Source organism: Maritimibacter fusiformis (genome assembly GCF_008086115.1).
GTDB lineage: Bacteria > Pseudomonadota > Alphaproteobacteria > Rhodobacterales > Rhodobacteraceae > Muriiphilus > Muriiphilus fusiformis.
Map to the genome: position 1 here is coordinate 68,668 of NZ_VSIY01000015.1, position 14,507 is coordinate 83,174.

The following is a 14,507-nucleotide window of genomic DNA, read 5'->3' on the forward strand; positions in this document are numbered from 1 at the left end:
TCCTTTGGAATTTTGTCGGAAGGGGGCGCGGCCGTCAGGCCAGCGCCGCGATTTCGGTCTCGAAGGCCCAGTCGAGCCAGGGCATCAGCGCCGCAAGGTCGGTGGTTTCCACCGTGCCGCCGCACCAGATGCGCAGCCCCGGCGGTGCGTCGCGATAGGCGCCGATGTCGAAGGCCACGCCCTCGGCATCCAGCCGCCTGGCCACCGCCTTGGCAAAGGCCGCACCGTCGCTGATGCGCGGGTCGGTAAAGCGCAGGCAGACGCTGGTGTTGGACCGCGTCGCCGGGGCTTCGGCCAGGTTGGCGATCCAGTCGCGGCGGTCGCAGAACTCGAACACCGCTGCAGCGTTGGCATCGGCCCGCGCGATCAGGCCCTTGAGCCCACCGACCGAGCGCGCCCATTCGAGCGCGACGAGGTAGTCCTCGACCGCCAGCATGGATGGGGTGTTGATGGTCTCGCCCCGGAAAATGCCCTCGATCAGCTTGCCACCCTTGGTAAGCCGGAAGATCTTGGGCAGCGGCCACGGCGGCGTGTAGCTTTCCAGCCGCTCCACGGCACGCGGGCTGAGGATCAGCATGCCATGCGCACCCTCGCCGCCCAGCACCTTTTGCCAGGAGAAGGTGGTCACATCGAGCTTGTCCCACGGCAGGTCGGTGGCGAAGGCGGCGGAGGTGGCGTCGCAGATCGTCAGCCCCTCGCGGTCGGCGGCGATCCAGTCGCCATCCGGCACGCGCACTCCGCTGGTGGTGCCGTTCCAGGTGAACACCACGTCATTGGCGAAGTCGACCGAGGCAAGGTCGGGCAGTTGGCCGTAGTCGGCGGTTTTTACCACGGCGTCGAGCTTGAGCTGCTTGGCCACATCGGTGACCCAGCCGGCGCCGAAGCTTTCCCAGGCCAGCATCTCGACCCCGCGCGCACCCAGCATGGACCACAGCGCCATCTCGACCGCGCCGGTGTCGGAGGCGGGAACGATGCCGATGCGGTAGTCGTCGGGGACGCCCAGGATCTCGCGGGTGCCGTCGATGGCGGCGGCCAGCTTGGCCTTGCCGATGGGCGCGCGATGCGAACGGCCAAGCGGCGCGTCTTTCAGGCTGGCGAGGGTGAAAGTCGGGGGTTTGGCACAGGGGCCGGACGAAAAACGCGGATTGACCGGCCGCGCAGCCGGAGTCGGTTTGACCATTGGTGCTATCCTTCCAGATATGCGCCCCTCGTTGGGGAGGGGTGTCCCGCGGATCGGGATACGCGGAGCCGGAAGGAACGGCAATAGGGACAAACGGGCACGAAGACGGGATTTCGGGGCGGTGCGGTTCACCGGCGGCGCGCGAGTTTCCGATCGGCACAATTCAGGCACGAAGCACGACATGGCGGCGGAGCGGGCCAGGCCTCGGGCCTGCGGGGGCGCCGTGCTCTACCGGCGCGTGTTCGGGTCCAGCCCCGCGAGGTCCAGCGCCTGCGCCCGGTTGTGCAAGCCCCCGGTTCCGCCGCGGGCGGCGGCGGTCAGCGCGCCGCAGGCATTGGCCAGGCGCAGCCGGTCCTCGGCCAGCCACCCTTCGAGCCGCGCCGCGAGATACCCGGCGTTGAACGCATCGCCTGCGCCGGTGGTGTCCACCACGTCGACGACATGGCCCGCCCGGCGGATGGGCGGCGTGCCCGCAAGGCTCATCGACCCGCCGTCCTTGCCAAGTTTGAGCGCGATCTCGCGCGCGCCCAGATCGTGCAGCGCGGCCAGTCCGGCGTCGATATCGGCCTGGCCGGTGACGGCGCGCAACTCGTCGCGGTTGGGCAGGACCACATCGGTCAGCGCCAGAACGTCAGCGAGGCCGGTTCTGTCCCACTGGCCGGACGGGTCCCATCCGAAGTCGAGCGAGGTCGAACACCCCGCCGCGCGGGCCGCCGCGAACAGGCCGGCAAGGCCGGGCCGCAGCCCGGTCTGAAGGAAATACGAGCCCACATGCAGGTGGCGGGACCGGGCCAGCAGCGCGGTGTCGACATGCGCGGCGTTGAATTGCGTCATCGTTCCGGGGCGGGTCAGCAGCAGGCGGTCGGTGGGGTAGGACACCGACACGGTGATGCCGGTCGCACCATCCGGCGTGACCTGCACCGCGGTGCGGTTCACGCCCTCGGCGTCCAGCGTGTCGACGCAGAACCGGCCATGGGTATCGTCGCCGATCAGCCCGCAGAAGGCGGTCGACAGCCCGAGGCGCTGCATCAGGACGCAGGCGATGGCGGTCGAACTGCCCAGGGCCAGGATCTCGTCATCGAACAGTTGCTCGGTGCCCGGGGCGGGGCCGTCGGCATGGATGCCCGACAGGATCAGGTCGGGATTGAGTTCGCCGACCGCCAGAACGTCGAACGTCCGCCCGATGCTCAAAACACCACGACCTTGGACAGGTTGGCGGGCGCGTCGGGATTGCGGTCGCGCCGGATCGCGGTTTCATAGGCGAAGGCCTGGACCGGCAGCATGGTCAGCGCCGCCGCGGCGCCTGCATCCAGTGCGGGATCGCCTTCGATGGCGAGGTCGGCGACATCGCGATAGGCCGCCGCATCGCCCCCCACGACCAGCAGCGCCGCGCCCAGATCCTTGATGTCACGGGCCAGCGACAAGCCGTGGTCGCGGTCATGCAGCGCGAACAGCACGACGGCGGTGTTGGCGTCGGCGCAGGCCTTGGGCCCGTGCCGGTAATCGAGGCTGTGATAGGCTTCGCTGGTGGCGATCGCCATTTCCTGGATCTTGAGCGCGCCTTCACAGGCCAGCCCGTGATCGGGGCCGGAGCCGAGAAAGACGAAGCGGTCGAAATCGCGCGCGCGCGCAAGCTTGCGCAGCGGGGCGGCATAGCGCTCAAGCGTGGTGCGCCCGAGGTCGGGCAGCCGCTCGAGCCCGGCGCGGTCCGCGTCGGTGCCGGTCAGCCATTGCAGCGCGATCAGCATCGAGGTGAAGGACCGCAGCATGACCAGCCCGTCCTCATGCCCCTCCTCAATCAGGAGCGCGTGCTGCGAGCGGACCAGGATATCCGACCCCTGCGAGCAACTGACCCCCAGGGTGGTGAAACCGGCATCGCGCAGCCGCGCCTCGGCCAGGATCAGCTCGCTCGACCGGCCCGACCGCGACAGGCCGATGGCCAGCCGCGATGCGTCGTGGTCGCGGGTCTCGAACGGGTCGAGCAGGATCTCGCAGGAGGGCACGGCGCGCGCGGCGATGCCGCGGCGGCGCATCCAGTCGGCCAGCGCCAGCGCCAGATAGTAGGACGTGCCCGAGCCGAGCAGAAGCACCTCGTCGAAATCGGCGGGGCGCACCGGCAGGGTCAGCGCACCGGCGCGCAGGCGCTGCAACAGCGCGGCCCAGCGCTCCGGCTGCGACTCCAGTTCTCGTCTGGTGATTTCTCCGGTCATGCGGGCGTTTCCTTGCGTGTTGCGTTCGGCGTGTTCACGGGGTTCAGCGCCGGTTCGCCCGACAGCACCGCCAGGGCGTTGCGCACGGCGGTCACCGCCGCATCGGACATCGCGCGATGCGTCAGGCCGGCGAGGTGCGGCGTCAGGATCACGTTTTCCAGCGCGAACAGCGGGCTTTCGGTCAGCGGTTCGTGTTCGAACACATCCAGCGCGGCGCCGGCGATGCGGCCATCCTGTAACGCACGGGTCAGCGCGGCCTCGTCGACAAGCTCGCCACGGGCGATATTGACGAGGTAGGCATGCGGCTGCATCAGCGCGATTTCCCGCGCGCCGATCATGCCGCGGGTCGCGGGCGTCAGCGAGGCATAGAGACTGACCACATCGGCCCGGGCCATCACCTCGTCGAGCGGCAGGTAGTCGATGCCAAGCTCGTCACCGAACGCGGCGTCGGGGGTGCGGGTATGGCAGATGATCTTCATTCCGAAGGCATGTGCACGGCGGGCGGCGGCACGACCGATCCGGCCCAGCCCGACCATGCCGAAGGTGGCGCCGAACACGTCCATCGAGCCGCCGACGCCGGCGGCCCAGCGCCCGGCGCGGATGTCGATGTCGCCGCGCCGGATCTGGCGGGTGATGGCCAGCATCAGGCCGATCGAGAACTCGGCGCATTGTTCGGCGTTCACGCCCTTGACGTTGGTGACGGCGATGCCGCGTTCGGCGGCGGCGTCCAGGTCGATGTTGTCGGTGCCCGAGGTGTGCAGCGCGATCACCCGGGCGCGGCTGGCGAGGTCGAGCGCGGCGGCGTCCGTCTCCATCACCCGGCCCATCACGATGGCATCGGCCGAGGCCAGCAGACCCGGCCGGTCGGCCTCGAGGTCACGAAAAGGCACAAGGCCGTCGACGTGTTCGATCCGGTGCCCCGAGCCATCGAGCAGCGCGACCGCGTCGGGCAGAGTCCGCAGGCTGTCGGAGATGACGAGTATCCTCATGGCATCGCCTCAGTTCACGCGCTGGCCGTCGGCGCCGAACAGGTGCATGGCCCCGGCATCGGGCCGCAGCCAGACCTGATCGCCGGCCCCGGAGGCCAACCGCGCCTTGGTCACGACGGTGATCGCAATGCCATCCCTGACCGCGAACAGCATGGTTTCCGAGCCGGTGGCCTCGAGCGATGTCACCTGCGCCTGAAAGGCGCCGGGCGTCTGCTCCGCCACGACCTCGATGGCGTCGGGGCGGATGCCGAGCGACATGCCCGCCTCACCCGTGACGCCGTCGGGCAGCGGCAGCGCCACGTCGCCGAACAGTTTCAACGTGCCGCCGGTCGCGTCGCATTCGAACATGTTCATCGAGGGCGAGCCGATGAAGGTGGCGACGAAGACATTGGCGGGCCGGTCGTAAAGCTCCAGCGGTGCCCCGACCTGCTCCACCAGCCCGTCGCGCAGCACGACGATCTTGTCGGCCATGGTCATCGCCTCGACCTGGTCATGGGTGACATAGATCGAGGTCACGCCGAGACGCCGCTGCAATTCGCGGATCTCCGAGCGCATCTGCACCCGCAGCGCGGCGTCGAGGTTGCTCAGCGGTTCGTCGAACAAAAACACCGCCGGATTGCGCACGATGGCGCGGCCGGTGGCGACGCGCTGGCGCTGACCGCCCGACAGTTCCTTGGGGTAGCGGTCGAGATAGGGGGTCAGCCCAAGCGATTCGGCGGCATGCTCGACCTGTTCTCGTATCTTCGGCTTGGGCACGCCGGCGAGTTTCAGCGAGAAGCCCATGTTCTGGGCCACGGTCATGTGCGGATAGAGGGCGTAGTTCTGGAACACCATCGCGATGTCGCGATCCTTGGGGGCGACGTGATTGATCCGGCGGTCGGCAATCGCCACGTCGCCCGAGGTCACGTCTTCCAGCCCGGCGATCATCCTGAGCAGGGTGGACTTGCCGCACCCCGACGGCCCGACCAGGATCACGAATTCGCCATCCGCGATGTCGACGGTCACACCCTTGATCACCTCGATCGCGCCGAAGGCCTTTCGGACATCGCGCAGTTTCACCGTTGCCATCTGGTGATCTCCTCCGTTTCGAAATGGACCCTGGGCGCGGCGGCGCGCCGGGCCGGTGCAGGCTGTGCCGTCTGGGCGGATGTCTGGCTCACTGACAGGATCATGCCGATAGTCTAGATAAAAGCGATCAAAAGTAAACATCAAAATGAAGGTTCATGCTTGCTTTTTCGGAGCCGTAGGGGCAGGCTGAGACCCGTCATCGAGGGAGAACGACCGTGAGCACTGCGAAGAAACCCCGCCGCTCGGCCTATTGGTATGGAGGACGCGGCAAGTCCGCCTGGATGCACCGCAGCTGGATGAAGAACCAGGGCATGCCCGAGGATTCCTTCGACGGCCGCCCGGTGATCGGGATCTGCAACACCTGGTCGGAACTGACCCCGTGCAACGCGCATTTCCGCGACCTGGCCGAGCGCATCAAGCGCGGCGTGCTGGAGGCGGGCGGTCTGCCGCTGGAATTCCCGGTGCTGTCGGTGAGCGAATCCCAGTTCCGCCCCACGGCGATGCTGTTTCGCAATCTCGCCGCGATGGATGTCGAGGAAACCATCCGCGCCGCGCCGCTGGACGGCGTGGTGCTGATGGCCGGCTGCGACAAGACCACCCCGTCGCTGATGATGGGCGCGGCCAGTTGCGACCTGCCGACCATCGTGGTGTCGGGCGGGCCGATGCTGAACGGACGGTTGCGCGGCAAGCAGATCGGGTCGGGCACTGCCGTCTGGCAGTTGTTCGAGGATCGCAAGGCCGGGCGCGTGGATGACGACCTGCTGGACGAGGCCGAGCAGGCGCAATCGCGTTCGCCGGGGTTCTGCATGACGATGGGAACCGCCTCGACGATGGCCAGCATGGTCGAGGCGCTGGGCGCCGCGCTGCCCGAGAACGCGGCGATTCCGGCGGTCGACTCGCGGCGCAACCGGATCGCGCAGCTTTCGGGCCGTCGCATCGTCGAGATGGTCGAGCAGGATTTGCGCCTGTCGCAGATCCTGACCCGTGATGCCTTCGAGAACGCGATCCGCGCCAACGGGGCCATCGGCGGGTCGACCAACGCGGTGATTCACCTTATTGCGCTGGCCCGCCGCATCGGTGTCGACCTGACGCTGGAGGATTGGGACCGGCTGGGCCGCGGCATCCCGGCGCTGGTCGACCTGATGCCCTCGGGGCGTTTCCTGATGGAGGATTTCTATTACGCCGGGGGTCTGCCGGTCGTGCTGCGGGCGCTGGGCGAGGCCGGGCATCTGCACAAGGACGCGCTGACGGTGAACGGAAAGACGCTGTGGGACAATGTGCGGGAGGCCGAGAACTACAACCCCGAGGTCATCCGGCCGTGGGACGCGCCGTTGGCCGCACAGGGTGGCATCGCGGTGCTGCGCGGCAACCTCGCGCCGCGCGGCGCGGTGATCAAACCCTCGGCCGCCTCGCCGGAGCTCTTCGCGCATCGCGGCCGCGCCGTGGTGTTCGACACGATCGAGGATTATCACGCGCGCATCGACGACCCCGCACTGGAGATCGACGCAAGCAGCGCGATGGTGCTGCGCAATTGCGGGCCCAGGGGCTATCCCGGGATGGCCGAGGTCGGAAACATGGCGCTGCCGCGCAAGCTGGTGGAACAGGGCGTGCGCGACATGGTGCGAATCAGTGATGCGCGGATGTCGGGCACCGCCTATGGCACGGTGATCCTGCACGCGGCCCCCGAGGCCGCCGAGGGCGGGCCGCTGGCGCTGGTGCGCGATGGTGACATGATCGAACTCGACGTCGAGGCGCGCAGCCTGACGCTGGAGGTGGACGCCGCCGAACTGGACCGCCGCCGCGCCGAATTGACGCCGGTTCTGCCAAAGGCCTCAAGCGCTTGGCGGCGGCTCTACATCGACCATGTGACCCAGGCGGACGAGGGCTGCGACCTCGATCTTCACCCCGGCCCGCAGCCGCTGGAGAACCCCCGGCCCAGTCATTGACGATCAATACCGCGCAAAACCTGTCAAAAAAATGTTGGATAATGATCAAATCCTGCTACACTCGGCCCGAGTCCGCGCAACCCCCGTGCGGGTCTCGAGTCAAAGGGAGAGAATCATTCAGATGAAACCAGTCCGCATCACCAGGGTCTCGGTCGTGTCGGCGCTGACCGCCGCCACCGCACTGGTCGCGCCGTCGGTTGCCGCGGCGGAGACCACGATCACCGTCGCCACCCATTACAACCAGGAACAGATGGGCCCGCTGCTGGCCTGTTTCGACCAGTACACAGCCGAAAACCCCGACATCAAGATCGAGTTTCAGCAGGCCGCCTATGGCGACTTTCTGCAAACCATCCTGACCTCGCGGGTCGGCGGCACTTCTCCCGACATCTACAACATCTACTCGGTCTGGGCGCCGCAGCTTGCCGATGCCGGAACGCTGGACGAGCCCAGCGACGAGATGAAGGACTGGATTCGCGCCAACTACGGCGAAGGCAGCGTCGGCGCGGCCACGATCAACGGAACCCTGTGGGGCATCCCCACCGAACTGTCGGTCTACCAGCTGTTCTACAACAAGAAGATGCTGGCCGAAGCCGGCTATGACGCGCCGCCCGCCACCTGGGCCGAATTGAAGGAAATCGCCGCCGCGATCACCACCAAGAACGACCAGGGCGTGATCGAGCGGGCGGGCTATGTCTATGGCCCGTCGGTCGCCAACGCGGTGCATGTCTATTACAGCCAGATGTATGCCGCCGGTGTGCCGCCGTATTCCGAGGACTTCCGCTCGACCAACTTCACCACGCCGGAATCGATCGAGATCGTCCGCCGGATGGGCGAGCTGTTCGCCGAAGGGATCACCTCGAACACCAACATCACCGACGACTTCGCCGGCGGCTCGGCGGCGATGATGATCGCGGCGAACTGGAACAAGGCCGAGCTCCAATCGGTCTATGGCGACGAGTTCGAGGCCACCGTGGGCATCGCCCCGATCCCCAACGATGGCGGCGATCCGGGCACGATGCTGTATTCCTTCCTGTGGGCGGTCGACAGCACCTCGGACGCGAAAGAGGAAAGCTGGGCGCTTCTGAAGTGGCTGAACGAAGCGCAGGGCGATGCCTCGCTGTCGTGCACCGGCGAGATGCTGAACGATCTGGGCGCGCTGTCGGGCAACCTGGCCGACCTGGCCTCGATGGACACCGACGACAGCTTTACCAAGCCGTTCGTCGCGGCGATCGAGAGCGGTGCGGCCAAGTCGCAGCCCAACATCTGGGCCGCGTCCGAGAACGACCGCACGCTTCGCGGCTATATCGAGCAGGTCTGGGCCGGTAACATGACCGCGGAAGAGGCGATGGCCGCAGCCGACGCCGAAGTCACCGCGGTCCTGTCCGAACAGGACTGATCCGAAACCGGGCGGGCAGCGCCTAAACCGAAGCCAGAAGGGACTTGCCATGACCGACACATCCCCCACCGCCTCGGAGCAGATGCTGTCCGCAGCCCGTGAGGATCTGATAGACCAGGAACCGCCGCGCCGCTCATTGGCGGCGCGGCTCAGCTCCAAGGCGGTCGCGCCCTGGATCTTCATCACGCCGATGCTGCTGTTCGGCGCCGTCTTTTTCATCCTGCCGCTGCTCTATGCCTTCTTCATCTCGCTGACCCGCTGGAACAGCCTGTCGGCGCCGAAATGGGTCGGCTTCAAGCACTACGAATACCTGCTGACCACCGACCCGGTGTTCTGGCAGACCTTCTGGAACACGATGTATTTCGCCGCCGCCTCGATCGGGATCGGGGTGCCGCTGGCGATGGTGCTGGCCTATGCCTTCACCCGCTCCAAGGGCCGGACGGTCTGGCGCTCGATCTATTGGCTGCCGATGATCACCAACGTGGTGGCCGTGGCCTATATCTGGAAATTCGTGCTCGACGACCGCTATGGTCTTCTGAACCGGGCCTTGGGTTTTCTCGGCCTCGGCGCGCCCGGCTGGCTGACCGATCCGAACCTGGCGCTGACCTCGGTGGTGCTGATCTTCGTGTGGATGCAGCTTGGCCACAACATGCTGCTGTTCTCGGCCGGACTGGCCAGCATCGACGAGAGCTATTACGAGGCCGCGCGCCTTGACGGCGCCAATGAGCGCCAGTGTTTCTTCCGGATCACCGTGCCGCTTCTGATGCCCACGACGCTGTTCGTGCTGATCACCAATTTCATCTCGGGGCTGAGCTATTTCACCCTGATGCTGGTCTTGACCGATGGCAACGGCGGGCCGCTGCGCTCGACCACGGTGACGGCGCTCTACATGTACAAGATGGCGTTCGAGGACCTGCGGATGGGCCGCGCCTCGGCGGTGGCCTATCTGCTGTTCGCCGTGATCCTGGTGATCACCCTCATCTAATTGCGCGTCTTCCGGCGCGGCGGCGTGGAGGCGCATTGACATGGCCATCGTCAAGGACCGCAGCAATTGGTCGAAGCTGGGCACCGTCCTGAAATACACCCTGTTGACCATCGGCGCCTTCGTCATGCTGGCGCCCTTCGCCGACATGTTCCTCGGCGCCCTGCGCACCCCGGCCGAGCGGATCTCGCAGCCGCCGGTCTATTTCCCGCGCGATCCGCAATGGGGCAACTACCTGCGCGTGTTCACCGAACTGCCGATGCTGCGCTGGATGGGCAACAGCCTGTTCGTCACCGCGATGGTCACGGCGCTGCAGCTTCTGACCTCGGCGATGGCGGGCTATGCGCTGGCGAAATACAACTTTCGCGGCCGCGACATCCTGTTCCGCTCGGTGCTGGGCGCGCAGATGTTTCCCTTCTTTCTGTTCATCATCCCGATCTTCTTCATCCTGCGTTATTTCCCGCTGTTCGGCGGCAACGATATCCTGGGCCAGGGCGGATCGGGGTTTCTGAACACCTATGCCGCGATCATCCTGCCGTTCTCGATCACCTGGTATGGCATCTTCCTGATGCGCCAGTTCTTCATGGCGGTGCCGAACGAATTGATGGACGCCGCCCGGCTGGATGGCGCGGGCGAGTTTCGCATCTTCTTCTCGATCGCGCTGCCGCTGGTGCTGCCGGGGCTGGCGACGCTGGGCATCTTCGTCTTCGTCTACCAGTGGAACGAGGTGATCTGGACCATGACGGTCACCCGCACCGCGCCGGACCTGCAAACCATCCCGGTCGGCATCTACCTGCTGCGCGGCGCCTTCATCGACCAGTCCACCCGCTCGCTGCAACAGGCGGCGCTGGGCGTGTCGATCCTGCCGGTGATCGTGACCTTCCTGTTTCTGCAACGCTACTATGTGCGCGGGCTGACCGCCGGTGCCGTCAAGGGGTGATCCATGAAGATCGACGACGACTACCTCGACGCGTTCGAGGACGATATCGTGCGGCTGTCGCGCCGCACCTATGCCGAGGCCGGGGTGCCGATGTACCTGGTGCCCGAAGACCTGACCGGGGCGACGCCGCCGCCCGAACCTGACGCCGAGGGGGCCGCGCTGGCCGAGTTGTTCGAGGCCGTCACCCGGGCGCTCGAGGCGCGCAACGGGCCGCTGTCGTCGCGCGACATCGCGCATGTGCTGGAGGTGCTGGCCGACCGGCATTTCCTCGACCACCCGTTCTCGGAGCTGTCGCAATGATCCTGTTGCCGCGCACCCCGGCCGAGACCGTTGCGGAACTGGCCGCCGGCTTTCGCACCGGTCGGGCGATTCACCTGATCAACTACCACGCCACTCCCAGCACCTGCGCCGACGAATACCGCGCCCAGATCGCCGCCTGCGCCGGGCGCTTCGCCTCGCTGGCCGATGCCGGGATCGACGGGCTGATGCGTGGCAAGGCGGGCGGCAAGCCGGTGCTGGCGCCGATCCTGTTCGAGGGGTTTCGGGACAATTACGACGTGATCCTGCCGATCCTCGAGGAACATGGCTTTGCCGGCTGGTTCTTCATCCCGTCGCATTTCCTGAACGTCCCGCCCCGCCGCCAGCGCATCTTCGCCGCGCGCCACAGCCTGCACTACGGCCCGGACGAATACCCCGGCGAGCGGATCGCGATGTCATGGGACGAGCTGCGCGACGCGCATGCGCGCGGCCATTTCGTGGCGTGCCATTCGCGCAACCACACCGCCCTGACGCCAGACACCCCCGACGAGGTGCTGCACGACGAGATCGTGGTGGCCAAGCAGGAGCTTGAGGACGGGCTGGGGGCCGAGGTCGACACCTTCTGCTATCTCTATGGGGCCGAGTTCGGGCTGAATCCGCGCGCCGACGAATTGCTGGTGAAGGCCGGATACCGCTATCTGTTCTCGAACTTCCGGCTGCAGAAACTGCAATGAGCGCGCCGACGATACGGGTGGTGAACTATCACCTGACCCCCGCGCGCAACGCCGCGACCTATGATCGTGAGTTTGCCGCCCTTGCGGCGCGCTATGCGCCGGTGCGCGAGGATGATCTGGCCGAATACCTGTCGACCGGGCGCTGGCCGATAGGCCGCGACGGCATCATTCCGGTGTTCTACAACGGGTATCGCAACAATTACGACGTGGCCCGCCCGCTGCTGGAACGGCACGGGCTGGTTGGCTGGTTCATGGCGGTGACGGCCTATTCAAGCTGCCCTGCAAAGGAGCAGGAGGCGTTCGCGGCGACGCGGACGCTGACCACGGTGCCCGGCGAATATGCGGACGGGCGCAGCGCGTTGTCATGGGACGAGTTGCGCGCGCTGGACGGGCCGCATGTGGTCGCCAGTCATACCCGCAACCACACCAAGGTGGAACTGGACGACGCCGCGCGGCTGAAGGACGAGATCGTCGGGTCGCAGGAGGATTTCCGGCGCGAACTGGGCCATCCGGTGCGCGCCTTCGCCTGGCTGTTCGGCGGGCGATACGGCGAGAACCCCGAGGCCGACCGCGCGGTGGAACGCGCGGGCTATGAATTCCTGTTTTCGAATTTCCATGTTCAGCGGCTGCCATCGACGGCCCGCTGAGCCCCACCTCCCCCAGCCACGAAAAAGGCCCGGCAGCGCGACCTGCCGGGCCTTTCGGCTGAAGCACCCATGAGGTGTCAGGCGGAGACGAGGAGGAGCGTCATTTCCGCCTGTGCTTCAAGCCGGGTCGTGGCACCGTCCGGCAAGGCGATGGTCTGGCCGGCCACCACGGGCTCGGTGCCCGCCGTGCCGCGGCCCCGCGCCAGGTGGCACAGCGTTTCACCCGCGCCGCCGATGTCGAGCGCTTCGCCGGCAGGCAGGACGCGCAGCGCGAAGGTCAGGGCTTCGGCCAGGCCGGCGCTTTCGGTCCCGGCCACCACCCCGGTCGGCACGCGGGCGGTGGCATCGGCGCGGGCATAGGCCACCTCGGCCCGCTCCAGAGGCGACAGCGCGTAGTCATGCCCCGGCGGCATGTAGACCGCATGTTCCGGCCCCGTCGCATCGAGCGTCGCGCGGCAGGGATGGGGGCCGGTGATCTCGAGGCCGATGCGCCCGGTCAGGGGCAGGACGAACACCTCGTCCGCCTCGCTTTCGCCGTGAATGACCTGGCCGGGGTCGAAGGCATAGATGCGCAGGGATTTCAGGCGGGAAAACCCGGTCACCTGCTGGTCGATATCCACCGGCCTCGGGCATGGCCCCACCCCCGGCAGGTCGATCATGCGGCTGTCGTCGCGTTCGATGATGTGCATGACGATTCCTCCCGCTCAGGCCGCGAACTGCGGCAGGTGTTCGGCATGGGCCGCGAGCAGGTCGTCGGTCAGGCTGGCCGCGGCGTCGGGGTCGGTCACGGCGCCGTCGGCCAGCATCGCCTCGATCATCATGTCGCGTGAGCCCTGGATCGCGGCGTCGACCGTGATCTCGACCGCCGCGATCTTGGCGCAGAGCTTGGCCACCAGCGCCGGTGGCAGATCGTCGGCCCGCAGCGCCTTGAAGCCGCCACCGACCGCGGCGGCGTTGCACTCCAGCACCGCGCCCGCCGGAAGATAGGGCGCGGCCCCGTCATTGGGCAGGTTGACCGAGAACACCTCGCGCCGATCGAACATCAGCGAATGCATGATCTCGAGAAGCTGCTCGCTCTCGCCCGGCACGTTCTCGTAGTAGCTTGCGGGCAGCGGGTCGGGCGAGTTGGCGATTGCGAGCATCTCGTCATACCAGGTGTCGCCCAGGGAGATACGCTCGTCGATCGGGAACGCCTCGACCCCCAGCTTGTGGCCGCAATAGGCGCCGCCCGGAAAGCGTTCGGGGTAGAATTCGACCGCGTGCCGGTCCATCGCGCAGGGGAAGATCGAATAGCGGCGGAAGTGGCCCCAGCTGAACGGGTCGTCGGCCCAGCGCGGCGCGCGGCCCTGGACGATGTTGTCCCAGACGGTCTTTTCCGCCAGTTCCCGGGCCAGCGTCGGCGCCTGTTCGTCAAGCCTGGCGTGAAACAGCGGTATGGCATCGGCGCCGCGAAGGCGCAGCCGGGTCAGGTAGGTGAGGTGGTTGAGGCCGATGCCGTAGGAGGTGAGGTCGTCCTCGGCCACGCCGAGGAACCGCGCCAGCACGCCCTCGACATGATGCACACCGTGGCACAGCCCCACCACCGGGACGCCGGTTTCACGGCGGATGGCCCGGCAGATCGCCGTCATCGGGTTGGAATAGTTGAAGAAATGCGCGTCCGGGCACAGTTCGGCCACGTCGTTGGCGATGGCGATCATCTGCGGGATCATGCGCATGGCGCGGCTGATGCCGCCCGGCATCGCGGTGTCTCCGACCGGCTGGAAGATGCCGTGCTTGCGCGGGACCTCGATATCGGTCTGCCAGCCCTTGCGGCCACCCACGGCGATGGTGGTGACAACGAAATCGGCGCCTTTCAGAACCTCGCGCCGCTCGGTGGTCGCGGTCACGGGGATCTCGGCGGACTTGGCCTCAAGCATCTTGGCGACCAGCTTGTTCACCGCGTCCAGTGTCACCGGGTCGATATCGACCAGGGCAAGCTCCCACTTGTCCTCTTCGCCGGCGAGGATGATGTCGGCCACCAACCGTTGGGTAAACACGGTGCTTCCGGCACCGATGAGAACGAGCTTTGTGCGGGACATTTTTCCTCCGTCGATTTGCTGGCAGGGTGAGTCTTGCTTTGCCCGCATCCTATTTCAAAACGATCAAAAGTCTATAGTT

14 protein-coding genes are annotated in these 14,507 nt (G+C 66.9%); 7 read left to right on the forward strand and 7 right to left on the reverse strand.

Going from position 1 to position 14,507, the window contains the following annotated elements:
- Nucleotides 1-34 precede the first annotated feature (34 nt).
- The 5 genes from FVF75_RS15065 to FVF75_RS15085 all read right to left on the reverse strand — a co-directional run bounded on the left by FVF75_RS15065 (nt 35) and on the right by FVF75_RS15085 (nt 5,447).
- Nucleotides 35-1,180 (reverse strand): phosphoserine transaminase, encoded by a 1,146-nt coding sequence (locus FVF75_RS15065; RefSeq protein WP_148379489.1) that lies wholly within the window; start codon nt 1,178-1,180, stop codon nt 35-37.
- A 228-nt stretch (nt 1,181-1,408) separates the two neighbouring features.
- On the reverse strand, nt 1,409-2,371 hold the full coding sequence (locus FVF75_RS15070; RefSeq protein ID WP_148379491.1) for a carbohydrate kinase family protein: 963 nt from the start codon (nt 2,369-2,371) through the stop codon (nt 1,409-1,411).
- Nucleotides 2,368-3,390 carry an SIS domain-containing protein gene (locus FVF75_RS15075; RefSeq protein WP_148379493.1) on the reverse strand — a complete coding sequence of 341 codons (1,023 nt, stop codon included), beginning with the start codon at nt 3,388-3,390 and terminating at the stop codon, nt 2,368-2,370. Before FVF75_RS15075 ends, FVF75_RS15070 begins: the two co-directional genes overlap by 4 nt.
- Nucleotides 3,387-4,379: a 2-hydroxyacid dehydrogenase gene (locus FVF75_RS15080; RefSeq protein WP_148379495.1), complete on the reverse strand. Its 993-nt coding sequence runs from the start codon at nt 4,377-4,379 to the stop codon at nt 3,387-3,389. Before FVF75_RS15080 ends, FVF75_RS15075 begins: the two co-directional genes overlap by 4 nt.
- A 9-nt stretch (nt 4,380-4,388) precedes the next feature.
- Complete coding sequence (locus tag FVF75_RS15085; RefSeq protein ID WP_148379497.1) at nt 4,389-5,447, reverse strand: ABC transporter ATP-binding protein; 1,059 nt, start codon at nt 5,445-5,447, stop codon at nt 4,389-4,391.
- A gap of 215 nt (nt 5,448-5,662) precedes the next feature.
- Between FVF75_RS15085 and FVF75_RS15090 the strand changes: the two genes are divergently transcribed.
- The 7 genes from FVF75_RS15090 (at nt 5,663) to FVF75_RS15120 (ending at nt 12,350) form a co-directional block, all read left to right on the forward strand.
- Complete coding sequence (locus tag FVF75_RS15090) at nt 5,663-7,393, forward strand: IlvD/Edd family dehydratase (RefSeq protein ID WP_148379499.1); 1,731 nt, start codon at nt 5,663-5,665, stop codon at nt 7,391-7,393.
- A gap of 121 nt (nt 7,394-7,514) precedes the next feature.
- Complete coding sequence (locus FVF75_RS15095; protein ID WP_187393091.1) at nt 7,515-8,789, forward strand: ABC transporter substrate-binding protein; 1,275 nt, start codon at nt 7,515-7,517, stop codon at nt 8,787-8,789.
- A gap of 49 nt (nt 8,790-8,838) precedes the next feature.
- Entirely contained in the window at nt 8,839-9,774 is a 936-nt protein-coding gene (locus FVF75_RS15100) for a carbohydrate ABC transporter permease (protein WP_246138106.1), read from the forward strand.
- A 40-nt stretch (nt 9,775-9,814) separates the two neighbouring features.
- The gene (locus FVF75_RS15105) at nt 9,815-10,711 is read left to right on the forward strand and encodes a carbohydrate ABC transporter permease (protein ID WP_148379503.1); all 897 of its coding nucleotides are present in this window, start codon (nt 9,815-9,817) and stop codon (nt 10,709-10,711) included.
- Nucleotides 10,712-10,714: 3 nt separating this feature from the next.
- The gene (locus FVF75_RS15110; protein ID WP_148379505.1) at nt 10,715-11,011 is read left to right on the forward strand and encodes a hypothetical protein; all 297 of its coding nucleotides are present in this window, start codon (nt 10,715-10,717) and stop codon (nt 11,009-11,011) included.
- A complete protein-coding gene (locus FVF75_RS15115; protein WP_148379507.1) occupies nt 11,008-11,703 on the forward strand; it encodes a polysaccharide deacetylase family protein in 696 nt (231 codons plus the stop codon). The genes FVF75_RS15110 and FVF75_RS15115 overlap by 4 nt, the downstream gene beginning before the upstream one ends.
- Nucleotides 11,700-12,350 carry a polysaccharide deacetylase family protein gene (locus FVF75_RS15120; protein WP_148379509.1) on the forward strand — a complete coding sequence of 217 codons (651 nt, stop codon included), beginning with the start codon at nt 11,700-11,702 and terminating at the stop codon, nt 12,348-12,350. Before FVF75_RS15115 ends, FVF75_RS15120 begins: the two co-directional genes overlap by 4 nt.
- Nucleotides 12,351-12,427: 77 nt before the next feature.
- Here FVF75_RS15120 and FVF75_RS15125 read toward each other — a convergent pair whose 3' ends face one another.
- Together FVF75_RS15125 and FVF75_RS15130 are read right to left on the reverse strand one after the other, a co-directional pair.
- On the reverse strand, nt 12,428-13,039 hold the full coding sequence (locus FVF75_RS15125) for a 5-deoxy-glucuronate isomerase (protein WP_148379511.1): 612 nt from the start codon (nt 13,037-13,039) through the stop codon (nt 12,428-12,430).
- A 15-nt stretch (nt 13,040-13,054) separates the two neighbouring features.
- Nucleotides 13,055-14,428: a family 4 glycosyl hydrolase gene (locus FVF75_RS15130; protein ID WP_187393092.1), complete on the reverse strand. Its 1,374-nt coding sequence runs from the start codon at nt 14,426-14,428 to the stop codon at nt 13,055-13,057.
- Nucleotides 14,429-14,507 lie beyond the last annotated feature (79 nt).